Below are 19416 nucleotides of genomic sequence, written 5' to 3' on the forward strand. Positions count from 1 at the left end.
CAATCGATTGCGGGCTTTCACGATAGGCTGCCGTTACTTGTTAAGGCGTAGAGCGTCGAAAGCATCTCGCGCCTGGCAGGCGGTATAGGTCATTTGCGCGGCGACCAGACCGGCCAGACCAAAAGTACGGGTCAGCCCGAACTTGCCGAAACCCTCGGGAATCGGAATGGACTTGGCGATAGCGTCAGCCAGAACTTCGCCCGCCACCGTCGTGGGCGCCATGCCATGACCACCAAAACCAACGGCGTGCCAGACGCCTGCTTCATCTTGGCCAATCTGGGCCATTTGATGCCGGCCATAACTCATCAAACCGCCCCAGGAATATTGGATTTGTACACCTTCCAACTGGGGATAGACGGTTAAAAGATCTGTTTTGAGCAGACTGGCGATCGCTTCCGGGCTCCGATTGAGCACCGAAATCCGCCCTCCCCACAGCATCCTGCTGTCGCGAAGCGGCCGGTAGTAATCGAAAGCGAACCGCGTGTCGTAGATGGCTGATTCACAGTCAATAGCGTCTTTCAAACGGGCCCCGAGAGGTTCGGTTGCAACGACATAGGTGGCAATGGGTAGCACAGCACGTTCAACCGGACGATAAACGCCGCGCGCGTATCCGCCACAGGAAAAGATGACATGCTCGGCATGCACTTCCCCGCCTTCGGTGTTCACAACATATTTCTTTCCACGCTTCTCGATGTTCAGGGCAGATGATTGCTCATGAATACGCACACCGAATTCAGCCACCGTGCGAGCAATGCCGTACACGTACTTGAGAGGGTGAAAGTGGAAAGCGTTGCGCTCCAGCAGGCCGCCGAAATAGCGCTCCGTCTTGAGTAGCTCTTTCAACTGGCCTGGCGGCATGTATTCCCAGTCAACCCCATAGACGTCGCTCATCAGTTTTCGCGGTGTTTCAAGTCTTGACGGGTCGTTGAACCAATTAGCCAGAATCACCCCCTGGTCAACCAGGTCACAATCGATACCGTATTGTTTGACACGATTACGGATCAACTCAACGGCATCAAGCGTCAGCCGGTAAAGGCGTTGCGCCTCTTCAACGCCAAGGGTGGCGAGAAGGTCAGCGTTTCCCAGGCTGTAGCCGCCGAAGACGAAGCCGCCATTACGCCCCGAGGCACCATGACCGAGGCGATGAGATTCCAGAACAACGACGTCATTGATACCACGCTCCGCCAACCCGAGTGCGGTCGACAGGCCTGCCAGGCCACCACCGAGGATGCACACTTTAGTATCGACACGACCCGATTGGGCGGGATAAGTGGTGATGTCGGCCGTGGTTTCATAATAGGTTTGCTGGTAATCAGTGCTCATAAATTCATGTGGCCTCGACGGCGTTTTTATTCAATCGCCTAGTTGCAAAAGAAAGTCCTGGACGTAGGGCACAACCGATATTCCGGCGTGGGCGGTGTTGGGAACAATGTCTTGTTGAACACGAATATCATAGGCCTCAAGGTTGCGTGCCAGCGTTGCATTGCGCTCCACCCTTGTGCGTCCGGCGTCGTTGATGCCGTCCCGAGAGGCGCCTGCTTTTGGCCAACTTCAATCGCTAACGTCTACCCGCCTGGGTCGCTGGAAGTATGTCGCGACCGGTTGAATCCACAGCCAGCAACGGTCATTCATCAGCACTCATGCCTTAGGCCGTCTGCCTACGTATAGCGAGAATGGCAGCACCAAATCCGATGAATGTCACCCCCACCACCCGGCTAACCCAGCGGGACAATTCGGGTCGTACCAGCACACCCTTGGCACGCGAGGCCAGCGCGGCATACAGGCTCAACGACGACACCGAGAGCGCCATGAAAATCGCGGTCAGGATCAGAAATTGCGGGAACAGGGCTGCTTCCTGATCGATGAACTGCGGGAACAACGCCGTAAAAAACAGAGTCGCCTTGGGGTTAGAGAGCGCGGTAAAAAACGCCGACCTGTACAGTTTTAGACGTGTGGGTCGCAGGCGCTGCCCCTCCTGAATGCCATCAGCCAGCAGCGGCGTCTTGTGGAGCAACTGCCTCACCCCCAGGTAGAACAGATACCCGGCGCCGACGATCTTTACCATGTTGAACAACCATTCGGAGCTGGCAAGCAGCGCCCCTAACCCCAGCATCGCTGCCGCCGACAGGCAGAACAGACCACTGGCATTGCCCAGCGAGGACCACATCGCGCTGCGTTGGCCATGGGCCAGGCTGTTATTGATCGCCATCAATGTCGCAGGCCCCGGGCTGGCGATGGCAATCGCGGCGACCAGGGTAAAAGCCAGCATAACGTTCGTGTCCATGGTTCCAGGCTCATAAAAAATTGAAGGTATGCTACTGAAGACTTTGTCGCCTGATGCTGCAATTTACTCATTACCTACATCAGCAACCGGAGCCCCGCCAGCGACGCCACCGCAATAGCGACGGTGAACAGCATCGGCAAGCGCCACGCGGCAACCAGCGTGATGCCCAACGCGATCAACTCTTCAGGATGAGGCGAGACGAAGTGTGGAGCGATCACCGAAATCAGCACGCAACCCGGTGCTGCCTCCATTACCGCGCGGGCACGCGGTCCGAGCTTGCGTTTGCGCAGCAACAGATAACCCGCCAGGCGCGTCGCATAGGTGGCTGACGCCATGCCCACAATCGTCAGCAAAGCCGCCATGCTGATCATGACTCTATCGCCCGAAGGTAAGTGAACAGCATCCCGGCAATGACGCCGGCGAACACGAACCAGGCGCCGGGCACCGTAAGGTAGACCGAGATCGCGACGAGAAGACTGATCAACCAGGAACAGGCCAAACGCGGGCCTCTCCACATGCCCCTCAGCAGCACGATGAAGACCGCCGGGAACGCCATGGAAAAGCCATAGGCTTCGATGTTGCCCAGCGCAGGTCCGATCGCTGCGCCGATCAAGGCAAAACCGACCCAGACCGGGTAGAAAGGCAAACAAGCGCCCCAGTAGTAGGGCCAGCTGAAGGCCGTTTGCTGCTGTGCCGAAGACCGCCGCAGGGTGTCGGCATAGCTAATCGCCCAGCCCTCGTCCGCCATGAAGAATAAGGCCGGAATCACTTTGCGTTTGGGCAAGTGCTGGAGATAGGGCGCCAGCGCTGCGCCCATGACGATATGGCGGCTGTTTATCAGCAGCGTGATGAGCACGATCGTCAGCATCGGTGGCACCGCAGCCCACAGTTTGATGGCGGCGAACTCCGAACCGCCGGCGAAGTTGAGGCCGGTCATGGCACCCACTTCAACCAGTGAAAGGCCGACCTGGGAGGCTTGCGCACCGAGGACCATGGCATAAGGGGCGACCGCGAACATGACCGGAAGAGCGTCCCTCGCCCCTCGCAGGATCTCGCATCTACTAGAGTGTGGGTGGGTCATTGGCGGCTACTCACTGCATCGCTATTGCTGTCGTTGTGGCGACAATTGTGAATGCCCATGGATAACCCAGAAAAGCGAATATCTGTTATACAAGGCATTCGATTATCGAATGTCTGGACACGATGATTCATTCCAAGGATTTGCAGATCGACTGGTTGCGCACGTTCCTGGCAGTCGTGGATACCGGTTCCATGACTGCGGCGGCGCGTCAGGTCGCCCGCTCTCAATCCGCGGTGAGCATGCAGTTGAAGAAGCTGGAGGACAGCCTCGGTCGGCCGCTGTTCAAGCGCGAGCCGAGGCAACTGGCGTTGACCCCTACCGGGTATGACCTGCTCGGCCACGCCCGCAAGCTGCTCGAAGCCCACTCGACGATGGTTGATGCGATGCACGGGGGCGCGGTCTCCGGGCGCGTTACCCTGGGAGTGCCTGATGACTATGCCCTGACTTACCTGATGCAGGCCCTTCGCAGCTTCATGACCCGCTTCGGCGAAGTCGAGGTCACATTGGTCTGCGAAGACTCCGCAAGCCTCTGGGCAAAGGTCGACCGCGGCCAGATCGACCTCGCTCTGGTCACCCGCGACGGGCCTTCACGGGGCGAACTGCTGTTCAGGGAAGCGTTGGTATGGGGCGGCGCCGAGCAACATGAAGCCTGGAAGCGCAGCCCGCTGCCGATCGCCGTGCACGGGCTCAGCGAACGTTTGCGCACGGCAATACTTGCCGCTATCTCTGAGTTGGGTCGTGAGTACCGAGTGGTCTACAACAGCCCCAATGTCAGCGGCCAATTGGCGGCGATGGAAAGTGGCCTGGCGGTGGCCGTGGTAACCCGCTGCAGCCTGCCGGTGCATCTCAAGGTGCTGGATATGCGGCACGGCCTGCCAGAACTACCGGTGGCGGAAGTCGTGTTGACCCGAAGCCGAGACTCGACAGGCTCACGCGCTGTAGATGCGCTGTACGCACATGTTGCAGAGGCGTTGCGCGACCCACTTTGCGATGGACCAACCCACGTCCCTGGGGGTGACAAACATGTCCTCTGAAGGTGCTCTGCCATTGGTACTGATTCCCGGCTTCATGCTCGACGAATCGCTTTGGGATGAAGTGATTGAACACATGCCATCCACTCAAGATATTCACCTGGCCAACCTGCTTGAGGGACAGACTATCCCGCAGATCGCCCAACACATTGCAGATTCTGCGCCGCCACGATTTGTCCTCGCAGGTTTTTCCCTCGGTGGCTATGTAGCAAGATCGCTCGTGCAGCAGTTCCCTGATCGCGTGGCTGCCTTGGTCCTGATCGCCTCCTCGTTACGTGCGGACTCGCCCGAGCAGCGGCGAATCAAGCAAGCCTCCATCGACGCCTCAGCACAAGGACAATTTCGTGGTTTGAGTTTCGCGACTATCGCGAAGTCGGTGCATCCGCAACGAGCTAATGACACGACCCTGATTGGAAGAATTCGAGAGATGGGCGCCCGCATGGGGCATGCGGCATTTACCGCTCAGTCCTTGCTGGATAGAGCGGATGTACCCTCGGGCCAGATCCAGTGCCCGACACTGATTATTGCAGCTGCACAGGACGGGCTGAGGCAGGCAGAAGAGGCACAGGAGTTGTGTGTGCAGATCCCAGGAGCACATCTGGAGGTTATTGAAGGGTCAGGGCATATGATCCCGCTGGAGCAGCCCGAAACGCTGGCACGGTTGATGTCGCAGTGGCTGGCTGCAACCCATCGGACTGCCGGCCCTCACCTCAAAATTAATCCTCATTAAATGCAGATTTTAAGGATGGCTTTCCAAACGCCAAATCCACAGTTAATGTAATAACAACTACAAAATAAATAGCACTCTCTACATGAAAAACTGGCTAACACTGATTCTCGCCTTACCCACCGCGAATGCCACCGAACGCATGCGAGCCTGGCGTGCTCTGAAAGCCTCAGGTGCGGCGGTTTTGCGCGATGGTGCCTATCTGTTGCCTGATACCGGTGTCTGTCGTGAAGCGCTGGCGTCTGTCGAGCGCGACATCCTTTCTATCAATGGCACTGTTTACATCCTGCCTGTGGTCGATCCGCAGGGTGAGCGCTTTGTCGAGTTGTTCGACCGTAGCGATGACTACAGCAAGCTACGCGCAGAGATTGAAGAGTGCCGTGGGCAGCTCAATCCTGAAAACACGTTGGCCACCACCAAACAAATTCGCAAGCTGCGCAAAAACTACGATCAACTCTCCAACATCGATTATTTCCCAGGCAAGCCCAAGGAACAGATTAATTCAGCCTTGCAGGAGCTTGAGACGGCTGCCAGCAGAGCGTTGTCTGCGGATGAACCCCATAGCCGCGACGAGCCGATAACGGCACTCAACCGTGGCGACTATCAAAGTCGTGTCTGGGCAACACGCAAACGTCCGTGGGTTGACCGCCTGGCTTGTGCCTGGTTGATTCGACGCTTCATTGATCCTCAAGCTCAGATCCTCTGGCTGAATACTCCACATGACTGTCCGGCAGACGCGCTGGGCTTTGACTTTGATAATGCGACCTTCAGTCATGTCGGCAATCGCGTGACCTTCGAAACCCTGCAAGCCAGTTTTGAGCTTCAAGAGCCCGGCCTGAACCGCATCGCGGCCTTGGTGCACTACCTCGATATCGGCGGCATTCAGCCTTTGGAGGCTGCCGGCATCGAGCGCGTGCTGGCAGGACTGCGCGAAACCATTACCCATGACGACCACTTGCTGGCTGCTGCGAGCGCCATCTTCGACGGTCTGCTCGCCGAGTTTGTGAAAGAGGAACAACCCAATGAGTAAGGTTTTGCCATCAACGGTTGAAGGGGGTCTATCGAAACCGGAGGCCATCAGCTTGCGTGAAGCATTCTGGTTCTGGTTGAAGCTCGGCTTCATCAGTTTCGGCGGGCCAGCAGGACAGATTTCGATCATGCACCAGGAACTGGTAGAACGTCGGCGCTGGATCTCCCAACGACGCTTTCTCCATGCGCTCAACTATTGCATGTTGCTGCCTGGGCCAGAGGCTCAGCAATTGGCGACCTACATCGGCTGGCTGATGCATCGGACCTGGGGCGGAGTGATCGCCGGCGTGCTGTTTGTGCTGCCCTCGCTGTTCATCCTGATCGCTTTATCGTGGATGTACATCGCGTTCGGCGAAGTGCCCGTGGTGGCTGGCCTCTTCTATGGGATCAAGCCCGCCGTGACGGCCATCGTGGTGCAGGCGGCACATAGAATCGGCTCTCGGGCACTGAAGAATAATTGGCTGTGGGCGATAGCAGCCGCTTCATTTGCCGCGATCTTCGCGTTCAATGTTCCTTTCCCGCTGATCGTATTGGGGGCAGCGTTAATCGGCTATGTCGGAGGGCGTCTGGCACCTGAGAAGTTCAGAACCGGGGGCCATGGCGCTGCCAAAAAGTCCTTCGGCCCAGCCTTGATCGATGACGACACTCCGTCCCCGGAACATGCCCGGTTCAGCGGGTTCAAGCTGGCATTGCTCGCCCTGACCGGCGCCGTGTTGTGGGCTTTGCCGATGGGTATTTTGATTGTCCTCTTTGGTTGGGAAGGCACCCTGACCCAGATGGGCTGGTTCTTTACCAAGGCCGCATTGCTGACTTTTGGCGGGGCCTATGCAGTCCTCCCGTATGTCTATCAAGGTGCGGTCGGTCACTATGGCTGGCTTACCCCGACCCAGATGATCGACGGTTTGGCACTGGGGGAAACCACACCAGGGCCGTTGATCATGGTGGTGGCCTTCGTCGGCTTTGTTGGAGCGTACGTCTCACAAGTGTTCGGTGCCGATCATGTATTTCTGGCCGGCGCTGTCGCAGCCACCCTGGTGACATGGTTCACCTTCCTGCCCTCGTTCCTGTTCATCCTTGCCGGTGGCCCACTGGTGGAATCGACTCACAACGAACTCAAATTCACTGCACCGCTTACCGCAATCACAGCGGCGGTGGTTGGAGTGATCCTCAATCTGGCATGTTTCTTCGGCTATCACGTGCTGTGGCCGCAAGGCTTCAGCGGCAACCTCGACTGGCCTTCTGCGCTGATCGCCATTTTGGCGGCAATTGCCTTGTTCCGCTTCAAACGGGGCGTCATACAGGTGCTGATGGCTTGCGCGCTTGTCGGCCTGGCGGTGCATCTGCTGCGCTAGAGAGGATGTGATCGGCCGACGCTTGCGGGCGCAGGCGGTGAAATAAACGAAAACGGGCGCCTTGTCGGGCGCCCGTTTTGTTTTGGATTTCGTGCTGCGCGGCTGGGTCGCTTGCAACCTGTTCATCCACTGCCGAACGATGCAGGCCATCGCAGCAAGCAGCTAAGCTTTATCAGGAAGCCTTCGCGAAACCCTGAGAAGTCAGGAGGCAAACAATGAGCAAACAACCTCAACCCCGGAGCCGCTCCAACCCCCAACCCAGATCTCGCCCGGTAGTGCCTGCCCTGCCCGGTAAAACAGGCACCCAGTCCGGGGGCTTGCGCGGTAGCTACCCACCGAAGAAGTCCAATTGAGCTCAAGCGTGCGGCTGGCTTTGCTGTTGAGTCTGCTGGACTTCCCTATCAGCCGTTATCGCTGATCAGTGCAACTTTTGCGATACCGATGTCCCGGCTTTGCTCAACCCTTTCGTGTTGTGATCGCCTGGCGTCGAGCTCGAGATTGCACGGGCTTTGGCCACGCCGCGAGTATCTTTGGAATGGGCGATGCCTGAAGTCGTTGGGCCATGACCGCGGTCACTATTGCGCTCACTGCCGTAGTGGTTTCCGCTTACACCATGGTCGCGAACAGCTTTGCCCGCGTGATCGCTGGCCAGTCCATTGCCGCGGCCGTTACTGTTAGCGCCGCCGGAGTGATCTGAACCGCTGTGACCACCGCCTATGCCGCCGCCATGGCCACCGCCATTACCACCGCCGTTGCCTCCCCCATTACCACCACCGTTACCGCCGCCACCACCACCACCACCACCACCACCACCACCACCACCGTCTTTCGCATAGGCGGAGTTCATGATGGACAGGTCAGCAGGGAGTAATGGGGCGGCTGCGAGCATCAGGGCGCAGGACATTACAGCAATGAGACTCTTATTCTTTAAAAGCATGATGGCTTCCATAGGGTTGATATCGCGAGTGTTGTGACGCTTTAAGCCCCAGACAGTTCAAGTCCTGCGACCGACGGATGTAATGCGCACTCTCCAATTGGCAGCTGCCAGCGCTAGCGTGCAGCGCTCCGGGTACCCGCGAACGCGCTCGTGCCAAGCCAGCGCCACAGGTTGTCCGCATCTTTCACCGCGCCATCTACACGCAGCTCTCGCGACTGAAGAACCTCCCGCGGTGTGCGGTCGCCCGTCCACACCTCGGTCAACGCACGCACGCTGGAGTCCACGACGAGCGTCAGTTCGCGTCCGGGATCGTCGCGGCACAGGTCTGCCACGCCCTGTTCAACCACGAGCCACCACGCTTGCTCGCCGGGTCGCGCGTCGCGGAACTTGAAGTGGATGACCACCGGCCGGGAGGGGAACGTCTCGATGCGCACGAACCGGCGCACGTCCCACATGAGCAGGCCCGCGTCGAGTTCGTCATCGCGAAGGCGACTGCCGATCCAGCGCGCACCCCAATGCCCCAGCGCCATGATGATGGGGCGCAATTCCTCGCCCGCCTCAGTCAAGCTGTACTCCCAGACTTTGCCGGTGGCCGTGCGGCGCACGACGCCGATTTCTTCCAAATGCCGCAGACGTTGTGCCAGCAGGTTGGTGGACATCCGTGGCACGCCGCGGTGCAGTTCATTGAAGCGCTTGCTGCCGCACAGCAACTCACGCACGACCAAGGGTGTCCAGCGCTCGCACAGGGCTTCAGCACCGCGCGCGACCGTGCAGAACTGACCGTAGCTTTCGTCCATTGCCTTGGCTCCGCAATTACAACGCTTCAGATTCTGAACTAGCCCCGCCACTTCGCCACGCGCACGCTGAAACCTCGAAAGCCAAATGCCAAAGGAGCACGCCATGACCAAGGTAGCCATCATTCAGCGCCCGCCCGTGCTGCTCGATCGCAGCGCGACAATCGCCCGGGCCGTGCAATCGGTCGCTGAGGCTGCGGCAGCGGGAGCCTCGCTGATCGTTTTGCCCGAATCGTACATTCCCGGTTACCCGTCCTGGATCTGGCGGCTGGCAGCGGGAAAGGACGGGGCTGTAATGGGCCAGTTGCACACGCGGCTGCTGGCCAACGCCGTCGATATCGCGAACGGTGACCTGAGCGAATTGTGCGAGGTCGCCAGAGTTCACGCCGTGACGATCGTGTGCGGCATCAATGAATGCGACCGGCAAAAGGGAGGCGGCACGCTCTACAACAGCGTAGTCGTTATCGGCACGAACGGCGAAGTGCTCAACCGTCACCGCAAGCTGATGCCAACCAATCCCGAGCGCATGGTGCATGGCTTCGGTGATGCCTCCGGTTTGCGTACGGTCGATACAGCGGTCGGTCGCGTGGGTGCGCTCATCTGCTGGGAAAACTACATGCCGCTGGCACGCTATTCACTGTATGCCCAAGGGGTGGAAATCTACGTCGCCCCCACGTACGACACGGGCGATGGCTGGATCAGCACGATGCGCCACATTGCTCTCGAAGGCCGCTGCTGGGTGCTCGGCAGCGGCACGGTGCTGCGCGGCAGTGACATCCCCGACGACTTCCCGGCGCGTACGCAACTGTTTCCTGATCGGGAGGAATGGATCAACGACGGCGACTCGGTGGTGGTCAGCCCTCAAGGCCGGATCGTGGCCGGTCCATTACACAAAGAGGCAGGCATTCTGTATGCGGACATCGACGTCGCACTCGTGGCGCCGGCGCGGCGGGCACTCGACGTCACCGGGCATTACGCGCGCCCTGACATTTTCGAACTGCAGGTGCGGCGCACGCCAGCGACAGCGGTGCGCTACATCGACGAGTGAAAGCAGGCGGTATCGCCTGACCATCGATCAAGGAGTCATGCCATGAGCATTGAACAGTCTTACAAGGGCAGTTGTTTTTGCGGCGCAGTCGAGTTCACCGTCAGTGGCGAGCCGGTCGGAATGGGTTATTGCCATTGCGAGTCGTGTCGGCATTGGTCAGCAGGGCCGGTCAATGCTTTCACGCTGTGGAAACCCGAGGCGGTGCAAGTGACTCGGGGTGCTGACAACATCGGTACCTACAACAAGACACCGCGCAGTTATCGCAAGTGGTGCAAGACGTGCGGCGGGCACCTCTTCACTGACCACCCGGGGATGGGGCTGATCGATGTGTATGCCGCGGTCATCCCGGATCTCGCGTATTCGCCAGGCGTTCACGTCCACTATCAGGAGACCGTGCTGCGCATCAAGGATGGAATACCCAAGTTGAAGGACGTCCCCAACGAATTAGGCGGATCGGGCATCAGCATGGACGAATAGCGCGGGTTACGCCGGTTGCCACCAGTTCGGCAGCAACTCGGCAACTTTAATCAAAAGCACCGTTGAGCACTTCATAGATGAGCCCGGTTGCCAGCGCGACCAGTATCAAGTCGGTGCCAACTTGCTGCCATTCATACCCATCATAGTGAGGCAGCCTGCCGATCAACCGGCCGTCCAGTTTTTTGGCAATCCCGGGCGGAAGCGGCTTGCCTCGCGCGAGGTTCTTTTGAATGCCGGGTGGCAATGCAGGGCCGGGGCTCCAGTAGTCCCGATACCCGCCAATAATCCCAAGAACGCTTGCGTGATTGATGCTTGGGCCATTATCCCAATCGCCGCCGCCGGAGTTTTTACCTTTGCCTCCCTGGTTGCCATGAACCTGGCTGTTTTGCGGATGCCCCTTGCCGTCGCCCTGGCCCTTTCCATTACCAGGATCGGCCAATGCAGTCACTGAACCGGAAACCAGCGCAAGGCATGTAATAGCTGCAATCAATGAGCGAGATCTGAGCATGAGTCGTTCCTTCAGTGGCGGGACATCTCTCTGCAATTTAGACGCTATCGGTGATGTGGGTTCCATTTCCTCACATCGACACCCAAGCCCCACTGCGCGTCACTTCAGCATTACTTGCCTCTATTTCTGACATTGTTTCCCGTGCTCACCGTCGAACACGGGAGGGATGATGGCAAACAGCTACTCTCTTCACGGTTTCTCATGTAGGCCCCGACATGCCGGAATGACCTGGCTTTTTCCGGCTCAATTACATGGAGTAAAAGTGAATGCCTTTGCCCCCTCGTTTTCTTGACCACTACCGCAAGGCCGACCGAATCATGCTGGGGCTGATCTGGCTGATGTTCCTCTTCGCGTTGGGTCTGGCTTTTTGGCACGACACCTTTATTCAGGCGTTTTTGGTGGGTGGCGGCACGAGCCTGCTGCTGACGGTGCTTTATCGCGCAATGGGCGGCACGCGGTTGATGCGGTGTTGCCTGGGCATTGGTTTGATGGTCATGGCCGCCTTGCATATCAATCAGGCCGAGGGCGTCATTGAATCGCACTTCGGCATTTTCGCGCTGCTGGCGGTGCTGACTTTTTATCGCGACTGGCTACCGATTCTGGTCGCCGCTGCCACGATCGCCGTGCATCACGTGGTTTTCCATGCGCTGCAACACCAAGGTTTTCCGGTCTACGTCATGGCGCATCACGGTGGGTGGACGATGGTGTTTGTCCACGCCTTCTATGTGGTCATGGAGACGGTCGCCCTGCTCTACCTGGCCGTGCACAGTCAGGCCGAAGCGGTGGAGAGCCAGGACATGCTGGACAAGATGCTCGCGGCCACGTCCCAGCTCGCCGTCAATGCTGGCAATGGAGACAAGGCCACGGAGCATGTATCGCTGGCGGATCGTTTCGATCAATTCCTGATGCAGATTACTGCTCTGGTTGACGGGGTTGTTCGCGACTCTCACGGCCTGGGTGAGCTGGGCCAGGAGCTTGCCAAGGCGAGCAATACACTGGAGAAAGGGGCCAAGCATCAGCTGACGGAAATTGCCCAGATGACGGGATCGATGCAACGCATGGGCGACGCGATGGGGCATATTGCCGTTCACGTCGAGCATGCGGTTGAACATGCCGGCCAGGCCAGCGTGCAAATCACCCGAGGCCAGGAAAGTGTGAACCGCGCGCAGCATGAAATCACGCAGTTGGCGTCGCGCCTGAAAGGCACCCACTCAACCGTGCAGGTGCTGGCGGGACAGGCGGAGCAAATTGGTACGGTCCTGGAGGTCATCAGCAGTATTGCTGACCAAACCAACCTGCTGGCCCTCAACGCCGCCATCGAAGCCGCTCGCGCTGGTGAGCAAGGCCGGGGCTTCGCCGTTGTGGCCGATGAAGTGCGCAGCCTGGCGCAGCGCACCGCCCTCTCCACGAAGGAAATCAGGACAATCATCGAGGCCTTGCAGCAAGGCAGCCGCAAAGCCGTCGAGGCCATGCATGACAGTCGTGAAGGCGTGGAGCGCTGTGTCGAAGACAGTCAGCTGGCGGCCGCGATGTTGCAGGCGGTGGGCAGCGACATCTCCCATATCGATGAACTCAATGGGCGCATTGTCACCACCACCCGAGAACAATCCACGGCTAGCCGCGAAGTGGTCGGGCGCTTGCAGTCTGTGCAGACCATCGCGCAAAACACGGCAGACGATGTCGAAACCCTTGCCCTGAGCAGCCAGCGCTTGCCCCCCATCGCCATTCGCCTGGATGCACTGGGCCGCACGTTTCATCAGTAAGGCTCACTGCGCAGTAGCCGTTAGTGCCACGGGAACTACAGCAATGGCTACGGGAAATAGCTAGCGGGGGAACGTGTAACAAATTAAGTCACGAACGTTTACCTACAGCGCAGATCCTTATACGATGAACTCCGCATATACTGCTTTCCATCAGGCAGAGTAAGCTATGGTTATATTTGACAAAGCAGGCTTAACAAATTGTGTTTTTATAGTCAAGCAAATCTTGTGCAAGCACATTAGCGAAATCTGTATATATGTTCAATTATTCCTACAATAAAATGCTATATCATTGGGCGTCTTAGCGATGAATAACACTAACTTTCTGGCTGATAATTCTAAAACTTTCAGCATAGTTCTAGTCAATTACAAAACACCAGAAATCACCAAGATATGCTTAGACCTATTGCACCAGCATGTGGCCAGCCACAACATCCCAGTATGGGTAGTTGACAACTATTCCGCCGATGAAAGCACTGAGTATTTACGTTCGCTTGACTGGATCAATTTAATCGAGCGTTCTGTTTCTGAACCAGAACCTGGGCATGTCGCGCATGGCAAAGCACTTGACCTGGTTTTGGAGCGAGTTGAAACTGATTATTTATTTCTAATGCACACCGATACATTTGTTTTCGATAAAAATGTTTTCCCGATGATGCTGAATAAATGCTTGAAAAACCAAAACGTCGTAGCCGTCGGTTGTGTTGAGCAATTAAACCGCGGCACCACGAGAACGCTTTGGCGCTTTAGTTCACGACTGTTCAAACACCATTTCAGGCACCTTAAAATCTCCATGGGGTTACGCTCCAGAGAACCAAAACCGTACAGAGAAGTCTACTTGAAGAGCTTCTGTACATTATGGAACTGCAAACTTATCAAACAGCACAACATGCATTTTTTGATGGATGAACGCGTGCCAGGTTACACCCTCCAGGACCGCATGACCGAACTTGGCTATGTCGTTGAAATGTTATCACCGCGTAAAATCTTCAGTTATCTGGATCACATGCAGTCTGGCACTGTCGCCGCGGCTGGCGGCTATGGAAAGACTCATAGACGAACCAAAATGTACAACGACATCCTTAAGCGCCTGAAAAAAGAAGACAGCAAAAGTTAAGCGACGAAGAGACACAACAATCAGCGCGCTGGACGCTGCTTGAAGTCACCCAAACGTCTTTATATCAAGTTATTGGAGCGGTAATGGCACCCATCACTCAAGCACTACCTATGACCCTCTCCCCGGAGCTTGATTTCGACCAGAACGCCGCCGGCGCCTTGGGTTCGTCATTGGCCAGTGGCTATGTTCAGGCTACGCCATTTCCGCACATCGTCATCGATAATTTCCTGGATGAAGCGCTGATTGCGAGTATCTGCTCGCACTTCCCAACCGAACCCACCAACAACGAAATGCTCTATGAGCGCGGCTATAAAGGCCAACTAAAACGTCAAATCAGTCCCAACGAATGCACCCCCTATTTGAAGACCATCTTCAATGCCTTCAACTCAGCCCCTATGTTGCAGTTTCTTGAGAAGCTCACAGGCATTGAAGGCTTGATACCCGACCCCTACTTTGCTGGTGGCGGCCTGCACGAAACAAAAAGTGGTGGTTTCCTGGGGGTACACTCGGACTTCAGACTCAACAAAAAGCTTAATGTTGAGCGCAGACTGAATATCATCATTTATCTAAATGAAGACTGGCGAGAGGAATACGGCGGCAACCTTGAGCTTTGGGATGTCGGGATGAAGACCTGCCTTAAAAAAGTCCTGCCCATTTACAATCGCTGTGTCATTTTCAATACAGACAAAGACAGCAATCATGGGCATCCTGAGCCTTTAACAACTCCAGAGCACATCACGCGCCGGTCTATAGCGCTTTATTACTACACCGCAGGAACCATGGTGATCGATCCTGCACAAAGAAATAAAACCCACTACAAGCCAAGGCCCAAAGATCGTTTAAGCCTAAAGTATTACCTGGCTAAACTGATCAAGAAAAAAAACTAGACTACGAAAGCTGCCATTGCGCGCCATCTTCAAGGAAGATCATGGACATTCGATTGACGGAAGCCAAAGACTGGATGTTTTTAAAGCAAGTCCGTCTCGCTGCGCTGCTGGACACGCCGACAGCGTTTGGTGTGAGTTACCAAGAGGCCGCTCAATACAGTGACGAGCAGTGGAAAAAACGCGCCTCGTCAGCGGCCGGACCGGAATTCTGGCTGGCCATCAAGGACGATAAACCGGTGGGGATGATCGGTGCCGGGGTCAATCAAGCAAATCGCTATAACCTGATCGGAATGTGGGTAGAACCCGCTGCACGGGGTTCTGGCGTGGCAGCTCAGCTTGTTGAGGCGGTGAAATCTCGCGCGATCGGCAAAGGGCATGATCGCGTTTTTCTGGACGTCTCCCCGGACAATGCAAGAGCCTCCAACTTCTATCTAAAGCAGGGTTTCTCTTTCATTGACGAATGGGAACCTTTGGTCAGTCATCCGCATATCAGGGTTCAGACCATGCTGTGGACTGTACGGAACTGACTAATCAGACGTGCCTGGCCTCTCAGCTCGCCCACGTTTGCCCGAGCGTCTCCAGACCGGACTTTTGCAGATCCTCTGGGCTCATCACAATACGGAACTTGCAGGTGGCGTTGAAGTTGAGAAAAAAGGGCTCCGCCAATGCGGGGATGCCTGAGGGGTCTTGTACGTCGACCACAAAAATCCCACCACGTTTGCCATCCTGCTCGGTAAAGTACGCCGCCTCCGGTTTGATGCTGGCCAGGATGCGTTCAACAACCTCGCCCACCTTCCCGGCTCTGACAAGGGTGTTGAAGGGCTCATTAGGGCACTCGACCACCAGTAACATCTTCATCATTCAATCCTCTGTTCAACGTGCAACGCGGCAGTGTCATAGAAGAATAGCCAAGCGTGAGCCAGCCCTCGTGCGGGGTTACGAGTGGTCATGCAACATACCGATTTCGGTCTGCTAAAAGCGCTAAACCACGTATCATCCTGGCCGGATCGACTTCAGGCTTGTCGCACTAACAAGTGGGCCAAAAGCGGTCAATTTCGCTCCATTTCGTCTACCCTCACAAAGCGCCATGCAGCAACCAGCTTGCGCTTGGCGTATCGACATTTTTGCCTTAATGCACCGGAGAATTTTCATGCTCAACCGTACCCTGGCATTGGCTGTCGGCGTGACACTGTCTTTTTGCACCCTGTTGGCGCAGGCCGCCGACACCCTGAAAGTCAGTGCGATTCCCGATGAAGCCCCGACCGAACTGCTGCGCAAGTTCAAGCCGCTGGGCACCTACCTGGAACAACAATTGGGCATGAAGGTCGAGTTCGTTCCCGTGAGCGACTATCCGGCCGTGGTCGAGGCGCTGGCCACCGACCGTATCGATATGGCCTGGCTGGGCGGCTTCACGTTCGTGCAGGCGCGCCTGAAAACCGGCAATGCCATTCCGCTGGTACAGCGCGAACAGGACGCCCAGTTCACCAGCAAATTCATCACCGCCGACCCGGCCGTCAAGTCCCTCGCCGATCTCAAGGGCAAGACCTTCGCCTTCGGTTCGGTGTCCTCCACGTCGGGCAGTCTCATGCCGCGCTATTTCATGCTGAAGGACGGCATCAAGCCGGAAACCTACTTCAGTCGCGTGGGCTATTCCGGCGCGCATGACGCCACTGTCGCCTGGGTCCAGGCCGGCAAGGTCGACGCCGGGGTACTGAACGCCAGCGTGTGGGAAAAACTGGTCGCCGCCGGCAAGGTCGACACTACCAAGGTCAAAGTGTTTGCGACCACCCCGGCCTACTTCGACTACAACTGGACCGTGCGCGGGACCCTCGACCCGGCACTGGCGGCCAAGATCAAGGCAGCCTTCCTGGCGCTCGATCCGGCGAATCCGAAGGACAAGGAGATTCTGGATCTGCAGGCTGCCAGCCGATTCATCGAAACCAAACCCGAGAACTACAAGGGCATCGAGGAAGCCGCACGCGCTGCCGACCTGCTCAAATGACGTTGCATCTGACCCAGGTCAACCTTACCCACGCCAACGGCGTCCAGGCGTTGCGTGGGGTGGACTTGCACATCGGTGCCAGCGAACAGGTCGCCATCATCGGTCCGTCCGGCGCGGGCAAGTCGAGCCTGCTCAACCTGCTGGCCACCGCCCTGCGACCGGACAACGGTGAGCTGCAGGTCCTCGGCGAGCGCGCCTGGCAGCTGTCTGCCCGTCAGCGTCAGCGTCTTCGCGCGCGCATCGGCCTGATCCATCAAGCGCCCCCACTGCCACCGCGCCAGCGCGTGGTCACGGCGGTACTGGCCGGAAAGCTGGGTCAGTGGGGCCTGGGCAAAAGCCTGCTGAACCTGTTGCGTCCGGTGGATATTCCGGGCGCACGTGCAGCGTTGGCCAGGCTGGACCTCAGCGACAAGTTGTTCGCCCATTGCCAGCAACTGTCCGGTGGACAGCTACAGCGCGTGGGCATTGCCCGCGTGTTGTATCAAGCGCCCGAGGTGTTGCTGGCCGATGAGCCGGTCTCGGCCATGGACCCGGTGTTGGCCGAGCACACGCTGTCGGTGCTCTGCCGCCATGCCCGGAAGCACAACGTCACCCTGGTCGCCAGCCTGCATGCGGTGGAGCTCGCCCTGGCGCACTTTTCGCGGATCATCGGCTTGCGTGATGGACAGATCCTGTTCGACCTTGCGGCCAGCGAAGTCGACCGCGAGTTGCTCGACAAGCTCTACGCCAACGAACAATTGCAATCGCCACCGATTACTCCGGCGCCCTTGAGTGTGCAGATTCCCCGATGCTGACCCGTGATACCCGAGATCCGGCCACCCGGCCCCGCCTGCTGCTCACCTTGCTGGCCCTTGCCTTGCTGTGGCCGGGCATCCACTTCAGCGAGCTGGACCTCAGTGTGCTGGTGGCGAGTGACAGTCAGAGCGAGATGGGCCGGTTTGTCTCAGCCTTCTGGCCACCGGCCCATGGCGAGGAATTCATTGAGCTGTTAGTGCAAGCCACCTTGCAGACCCTGGCCATCGCCACGGCCGGCATGGCCCTGACGTTGCTGTTGGCCGTCCCCGCCAGCCTGCTGGCCAGTCGGGCTCTGTCGCTGTCTGCTGCCTCCCGAGCCGGCCACCCGAGTTATTGGGGCCAACTGCTGCGTTGGCCGGTACGCGGTTTACTGATCTTCCTGCGCAGCGTGCCGGAAATCGTCTGGGCGCTTTTGTTCGTGCGCGCCGTCGGCCTCGGCCCGACGGCCGGGGTGCTGGCCATTGCCATTACCTACAGCGGCATGTTGGGCAAGGTCTACGCGGAAATTTTCGAGTCAGTCGACCAGCGCCCGGCCCACGCACTGCTGCAGGCTGGCAGCGGTCGGCTCGCCGCCTTTTTCTACGGGATCCTGCCCAATGTCGCTGCGGAACTGCTGTCGTACACGGTGTACCGCTGGGAATGCGCCATCCGCGCCTCGGTGGTGATGGGCTTCGTCGGTGCCGGCGGTCTGGGCCAGCAAATGGATTTGTCGTTGCGCATGTTCGCCGGCGGTGAAGTGGCCAGTTTGTTACTGACGTTCCTCGTACTGGTGCTGCTCGCCGATCAACTCAGTCGCCTGCTGCGCTGGAGGCTGGCATGAATCGCCTGATCAATCTGGTGCTGCTCCTGTGTATCGGCGCCGCGGTGGTCGCCTCGTTCATCTACTTGGGCATTGACCTCGGCGAGCTCGGTGGCAGCAGTAACCTGAAGCAGATGGGCGCTTATGCACAGCGTTTTCTCAGCCCGGACTTGAGCGCAGGCCATCTGCAAGCCATCGGCCACGGTGCCCTGGAAACCCTTGCCATGTCCGCCCTTGGCACCCTGCTCGCGGCGGTATTCGGCCTGCTGTTGGCATTGCCCGCGGCCGGACGTTTTGGCTGGCCTCTGCAAAGCGCATCGCGCCTGGTGCTCAACGCCTTGCGCGCGGTTCCAGAACTGGTGTGGGCCGCGCTGATGGTCCTGGCCGCCGGGCTCGGCCCCAATGCCGGCACCCTGGCCTTGGCCTTGCACACCACCGGCGTGCTCGGCCGGCTGTTCGCCGAAGCGCTGGAAAACACCCCACCCGAACCGGCCGAAGCCATCCGTCTGCAGGGCGGCAATGCCATATCGGCGTTCTGCTACGGATCACTGCCCAACCTGTTGCCTCAACTACTGGCCTACATCCTGTACCGCTGGGAAAACAATATCCGCATGGCCAGCGTGCTCGGCTTCGTCGGTGCCGGTGGTTTGGGGCAAATGCTCTATGTCAGCCTCAGCCTGTTCCAGGAAGCTCAAGCCAGCACGGTCATTCTGGCCATGCTGCTACTGGTATTGGCCGTCGACACATTGAGCAGCTGGAGCCGTCAACGCTGGGTCAAGGCCTGACGG

The 19416-nt window shown here is 58.0% G+C and carries 22 protein-coding genes; 14 read left to right on the plus strand and 8 right to left on the minus strand.

Features of this window, described 5'->3' with window-relative positions:
• Positions 1-33: 33 nt before the first annotated feature.
• The 4 genes from PMI27_RS18360 to PMI27_RS18345 all read right to left on the minus strand — a co-directional run bounded on the left by PMI27_RS18360 (position 34) and on the right by PMI27_RS18345 (position 3365).
• Positions 34-1323 (minus strand): NAD(P)/FAD-dependent oxidoreductase, encoded by a 1290-nt coding sequence (locus tag PMI27_RS18360; RefSeq protein WP_008154691.1) that lies wholly within the window; start codon positions 1321-1323, stop codon positions 34-36.
• 322 nt (positions 1324-1645) lie between these two features.
• On the minus strand, positions 1646-2284 hold the full coding sequence (locus PMI27_RS18355) for a LysE family translocator (RefSeq protein WP_008154692.1): 639 nt from the start codon (positions 2282-2284) through the stop codon (positions 1646-1648).
• A 74-nt stretch (positions 2285-2358) separates the two neighbouring features.
• On the minus strand, positions 2359-2655 hold the full coding sequence (locus tag PMI27_RS18350) for an AzlD family protein (protein ID WP_008154693.1): 297 nt from the start codon (positions 2653-2655) through the stop codon (positions 2359-2361).
• A complete protein-coding gene (locus PMI27_RS18345) occupies positions 2652-3365 on the minus strand; it encodes an AzlC family ABC transporter permease (RefSeq protein WP_008154694.1) in 714 nt (237 codons plus the stop codon). The genes PMI27_RS18350 and PMI27_RS18345 overlap by 4 nt, the downstream gene beginning before the upstream one ends.
• 122 nt (positions 3366-3487) lie before the next feature.
• On the opposite strand from PMI27_RS18345, the gene PMI27_RS18340 reads away from it, so the two are divergent.
• The 4 genes from PMI27_RS18340 to chrA all read left to right on the plus strand — a co-directional run bounded on the left by PMI27_RS18340 (position 3488) and on the right by chrA (position 7504).
• Positions 3488-4399 (plus strand): LysR family transcriptional regulator, encoded by a 912-nt coding sequence (locus tag PMI27_RS18340; RefSeq protein WP_008154695.1) that lies wholly within the window; start codon positions 3488-3490, stop codon positions 4397-4399.
• Positions 4389-5126, plus strand: a complete 738-nt coding sequence (locus PMI27_RS18335; RefSeq protein ID WP_008154696.1) for an alpha/beta fold hydrolase — start codon at positions 4389-4391, stop codon at positions 5124-5126. Before PMI27_RS18340 ends, PMI27_RS18335 begins: the two co-directional genes overlap by 11 nt.
• A gap of 82 nt (positions 5127-5208) precedes the next feature.
• Positions 5209-6153, plus strand: coding sequence for a chromate resistance protein ChrB domain-containing protein (locus PMI27_RS18330; RefSeq protein WP_008154697.1), 945 nt, complete (start codon positions 5209-5211; stop codon positions 6151-6153).
• The gene (gene chrA, locus PMI27_RS18325) at positions 6146-7504 is read left to right on the plus strand and encodes a chromate efflux transporter (protein ID WP_008154698.1); all 1359 of its coding nucleotides are present in this window, start codon (positions 6146-6148) and stop codon (positions 7502-7504) included. The genes PMI27_RS18330 and chrA overlap by 8 nt, the downstream gene beginning before the upstream one ends.
• A gap of 418 nt (positions 7505-7922) precedes the next feature.
• Here chrA and PMI27_RS32095 read toward each other — a convergent pair whose 3' ends face one another.
• Both PMI27_RS32095 and PMI27_RS18315 read right to left on the minus strand, forming a co-directional pair.
• Complete coding sequence (locus PMI27_RS32095; RefSeq protein WP_008154699.1) at positions 7923-8441, minus strand: hypothetical protein; 519 nt, start codon at positions 8439-8441, stop codon at positions 7923-7925.
• Positions 8442-8554: 113 nt separating this feature from the next.
• Positions 8555-9238, minus strand: a complete 684-nt coding sequence (locus PMI27_RS18315; RefSeq protein WP_008154700.1) for a winged helix-turn-helix transcriptional regulator — start codon at positions 9236-9238, stop codon at positions 8555-8557.
• Between the two features lie 103 nt (positions 9239-9341).
• Between PMI27_RS18315 and PMI27_RS18310 the strand changes: the two genes are divergently transcribed.
• Positions 9342-10283: a carbon-nitrogen hydrolase family protein gene (locus tag PMI27_RS18310; RefSeq protein ID WP_008154701.1), complete on the plus strand. Its 942-nt coding sequence runs from the start codon at positions 9342-9344 to the stop codon at positions 10281-10283.
• A gap of 42 nt (positions 10284-10325) precedes the next feature.
• Positions 10326-10760, plus strand: coding sequence for a GFA family protein (locus tag PMI27_RS18305; protein ID WP_008154702.1), 435 nt, complete (start codon positions 10326-10328; stop codon positions 10758-10760).
• 46 nt (positions 10761-10806) lie between these two features.
• Here the strand turns inward: PMI27_RS18305 and PMI27_RS18300 are convergent, their stop codons facing one another.
• Positions 10807-11268: an anti-virulence regulator CigR family protein gene (locus tag PMI27_RS18300; RefSeq protein ID WP_008154703.1), complete on the minus strand. Its 462-nt coding sequence runs from the start codon at positions 11266-11268 to the stop codon at positions 10807-10809.
• A gap of 266 nt (positions 11269-11534) precedes the next feature.
• On the opposite strand from PMI27_RS18300, the gene PMI27_RS18295 reads away from it, so the two are divergent.
• The 4 genes from PMI27_RS18295 to PMI27_RS18285 all read left to right on the plus strand — a co-directional run bounded on the left by PMI27_RS18295 (position 11535) and on the right by PMI27_RS18285 (position 15559).
• Positions 11535-13031 carry a methyl-accepting chemotaxis protein gene (locus tag PMI27_RS18295; protein WP_008154704.1) on the plus strand — a complete coding sequence of 499 codons (1497 nt, stop codon included), beginning with the start codon at positions 11535-11537 and terminating at the stop codon, positions 13029-13031.
• Positions 13032-13335: 304 nt separating this feature from the next.
• Entirely contained in the window at positions 13336-14145 is an 810-nt protein-coding gene (locus PMI27_RS0229330; protein ID WP_008154705.1) for a glycosyltransferase, read from the plus strand.
• An 83-nt stretch (positions 14146-14228) separates the two neighbouring features.
• On the plus strand, positions 14229-15032 hold the full coding sequence (locus tag PMI27_RS18290; RefSeq protein WP_008154706.1) for a 2OG-Fe(II) oxygenase: 804 nt from the start codon (positions 14229-14231) through the stop codon (positions 15030-15032).
• A 41-nt stretch (positions 15033-15073) separates the two neighbouring features.
• The gene (locus PMI27_RS18285) at positions 15074-15559 is read left to right on the plus strand and encodes a GNAT family N-acetyltransferase (RefSeq protein WP_008154707.1); all 486 of its coding nucleotides are present in this window, start codon (positions 15074-15076) and stop codon (positions 15557-15559) included.
• 22 nt (positions 15560-15581) lie between these two features.
• On the opposite strand, the gene PMI27_RS18280 is transcribed toward PMI27_RS18285, so the two are convergent.
• Positions 15582-15890, minus strand: coding sequence for a hypothetical protein (locus tag PMI27_RS18280; RefSeq protein WP_033053350.1), 309 nt, complete (start codon positions 15888-15890; stop codon positions 15582-15584).
• A 292-nt stretch (positions 15891-16182) separates the two neighbouring features.
• Between PMI27_RS18280 and PMI27_RS18275 the strand changes: the two genes are divergently transcribed.
• Genes PMI27_RS18275 through phnE form a run of 4 tightly spaced genes read left to right on the plus strand, consistent with a single transcriptional unit; the run spans position 16183 to position 19413 of the window.
• Positions 16183-17034 carry a putative selenate ABC transporter substrate-binding protein gene (locus PMI27_RS18275; protein WP_008154709.1) on the plus strand — a complete coding sequence of 284 codons (852 nt, stop codon included), beginning with the start codon at positions 16183-16185 and terminating at the stop codon, positions 17032-17034.
• Positions 17031-17828 carry a phosphonate ABC transporter ATP-binding protein gene (locus PMI27_RS18270; protein WP_008154710.1) on the plus strand — a complete coding sequence of 266 codons (798 nt, stop codon included), beginning with the start codon at positions 17031-17033 and terminating at the stop codon, positions 17826-17828. The genes PMI27_RS18275 and PMI27_RS18270 overlap by 4 nt, the downstream gene beginning before the upstream one ends.
• The gene (locus tag PMI27_RS18265) at positions 17822-18649 is read left to right on the plus strand and encodes a PhnE/PtxC family ABC transporter permease (protein WP_008154711.1); all 828 of its coding nucleotides are present in this window, start codon (positions 17822-17824) and stop codon (positions 18647-18649) included. Before PMI27_RS18270 ends, PMI27_RS18265 begins: the two co-directional genes overlap by 7 nt.
• Positions 18646-19413, plus strand: coding sequence for a phosphonate ABC transporter, permease protein PhnE (phnE, locus tag PMI27_RS18260; protein ID WP_008154712.1), 768 nt, complete (start codon positions 18646-18648; stop codon positions 19411-19413). The genes PMI27_RS18265 and phnE overlap by 4 nt, the downstream gene beginning before the upstream one ends.
• Positions 19414-19416: the final 3 nt, after the last annotated feature.

The organism is Pseudomonas sp. GM41(2012), from assembly GCF_000282315.2.
Classification (GTDB): Bacteria; Pseudomonadota; Gammaproteobacteria; order Pseudomonadales; family Pseudomonadaceae; genus Aquipseudomonas.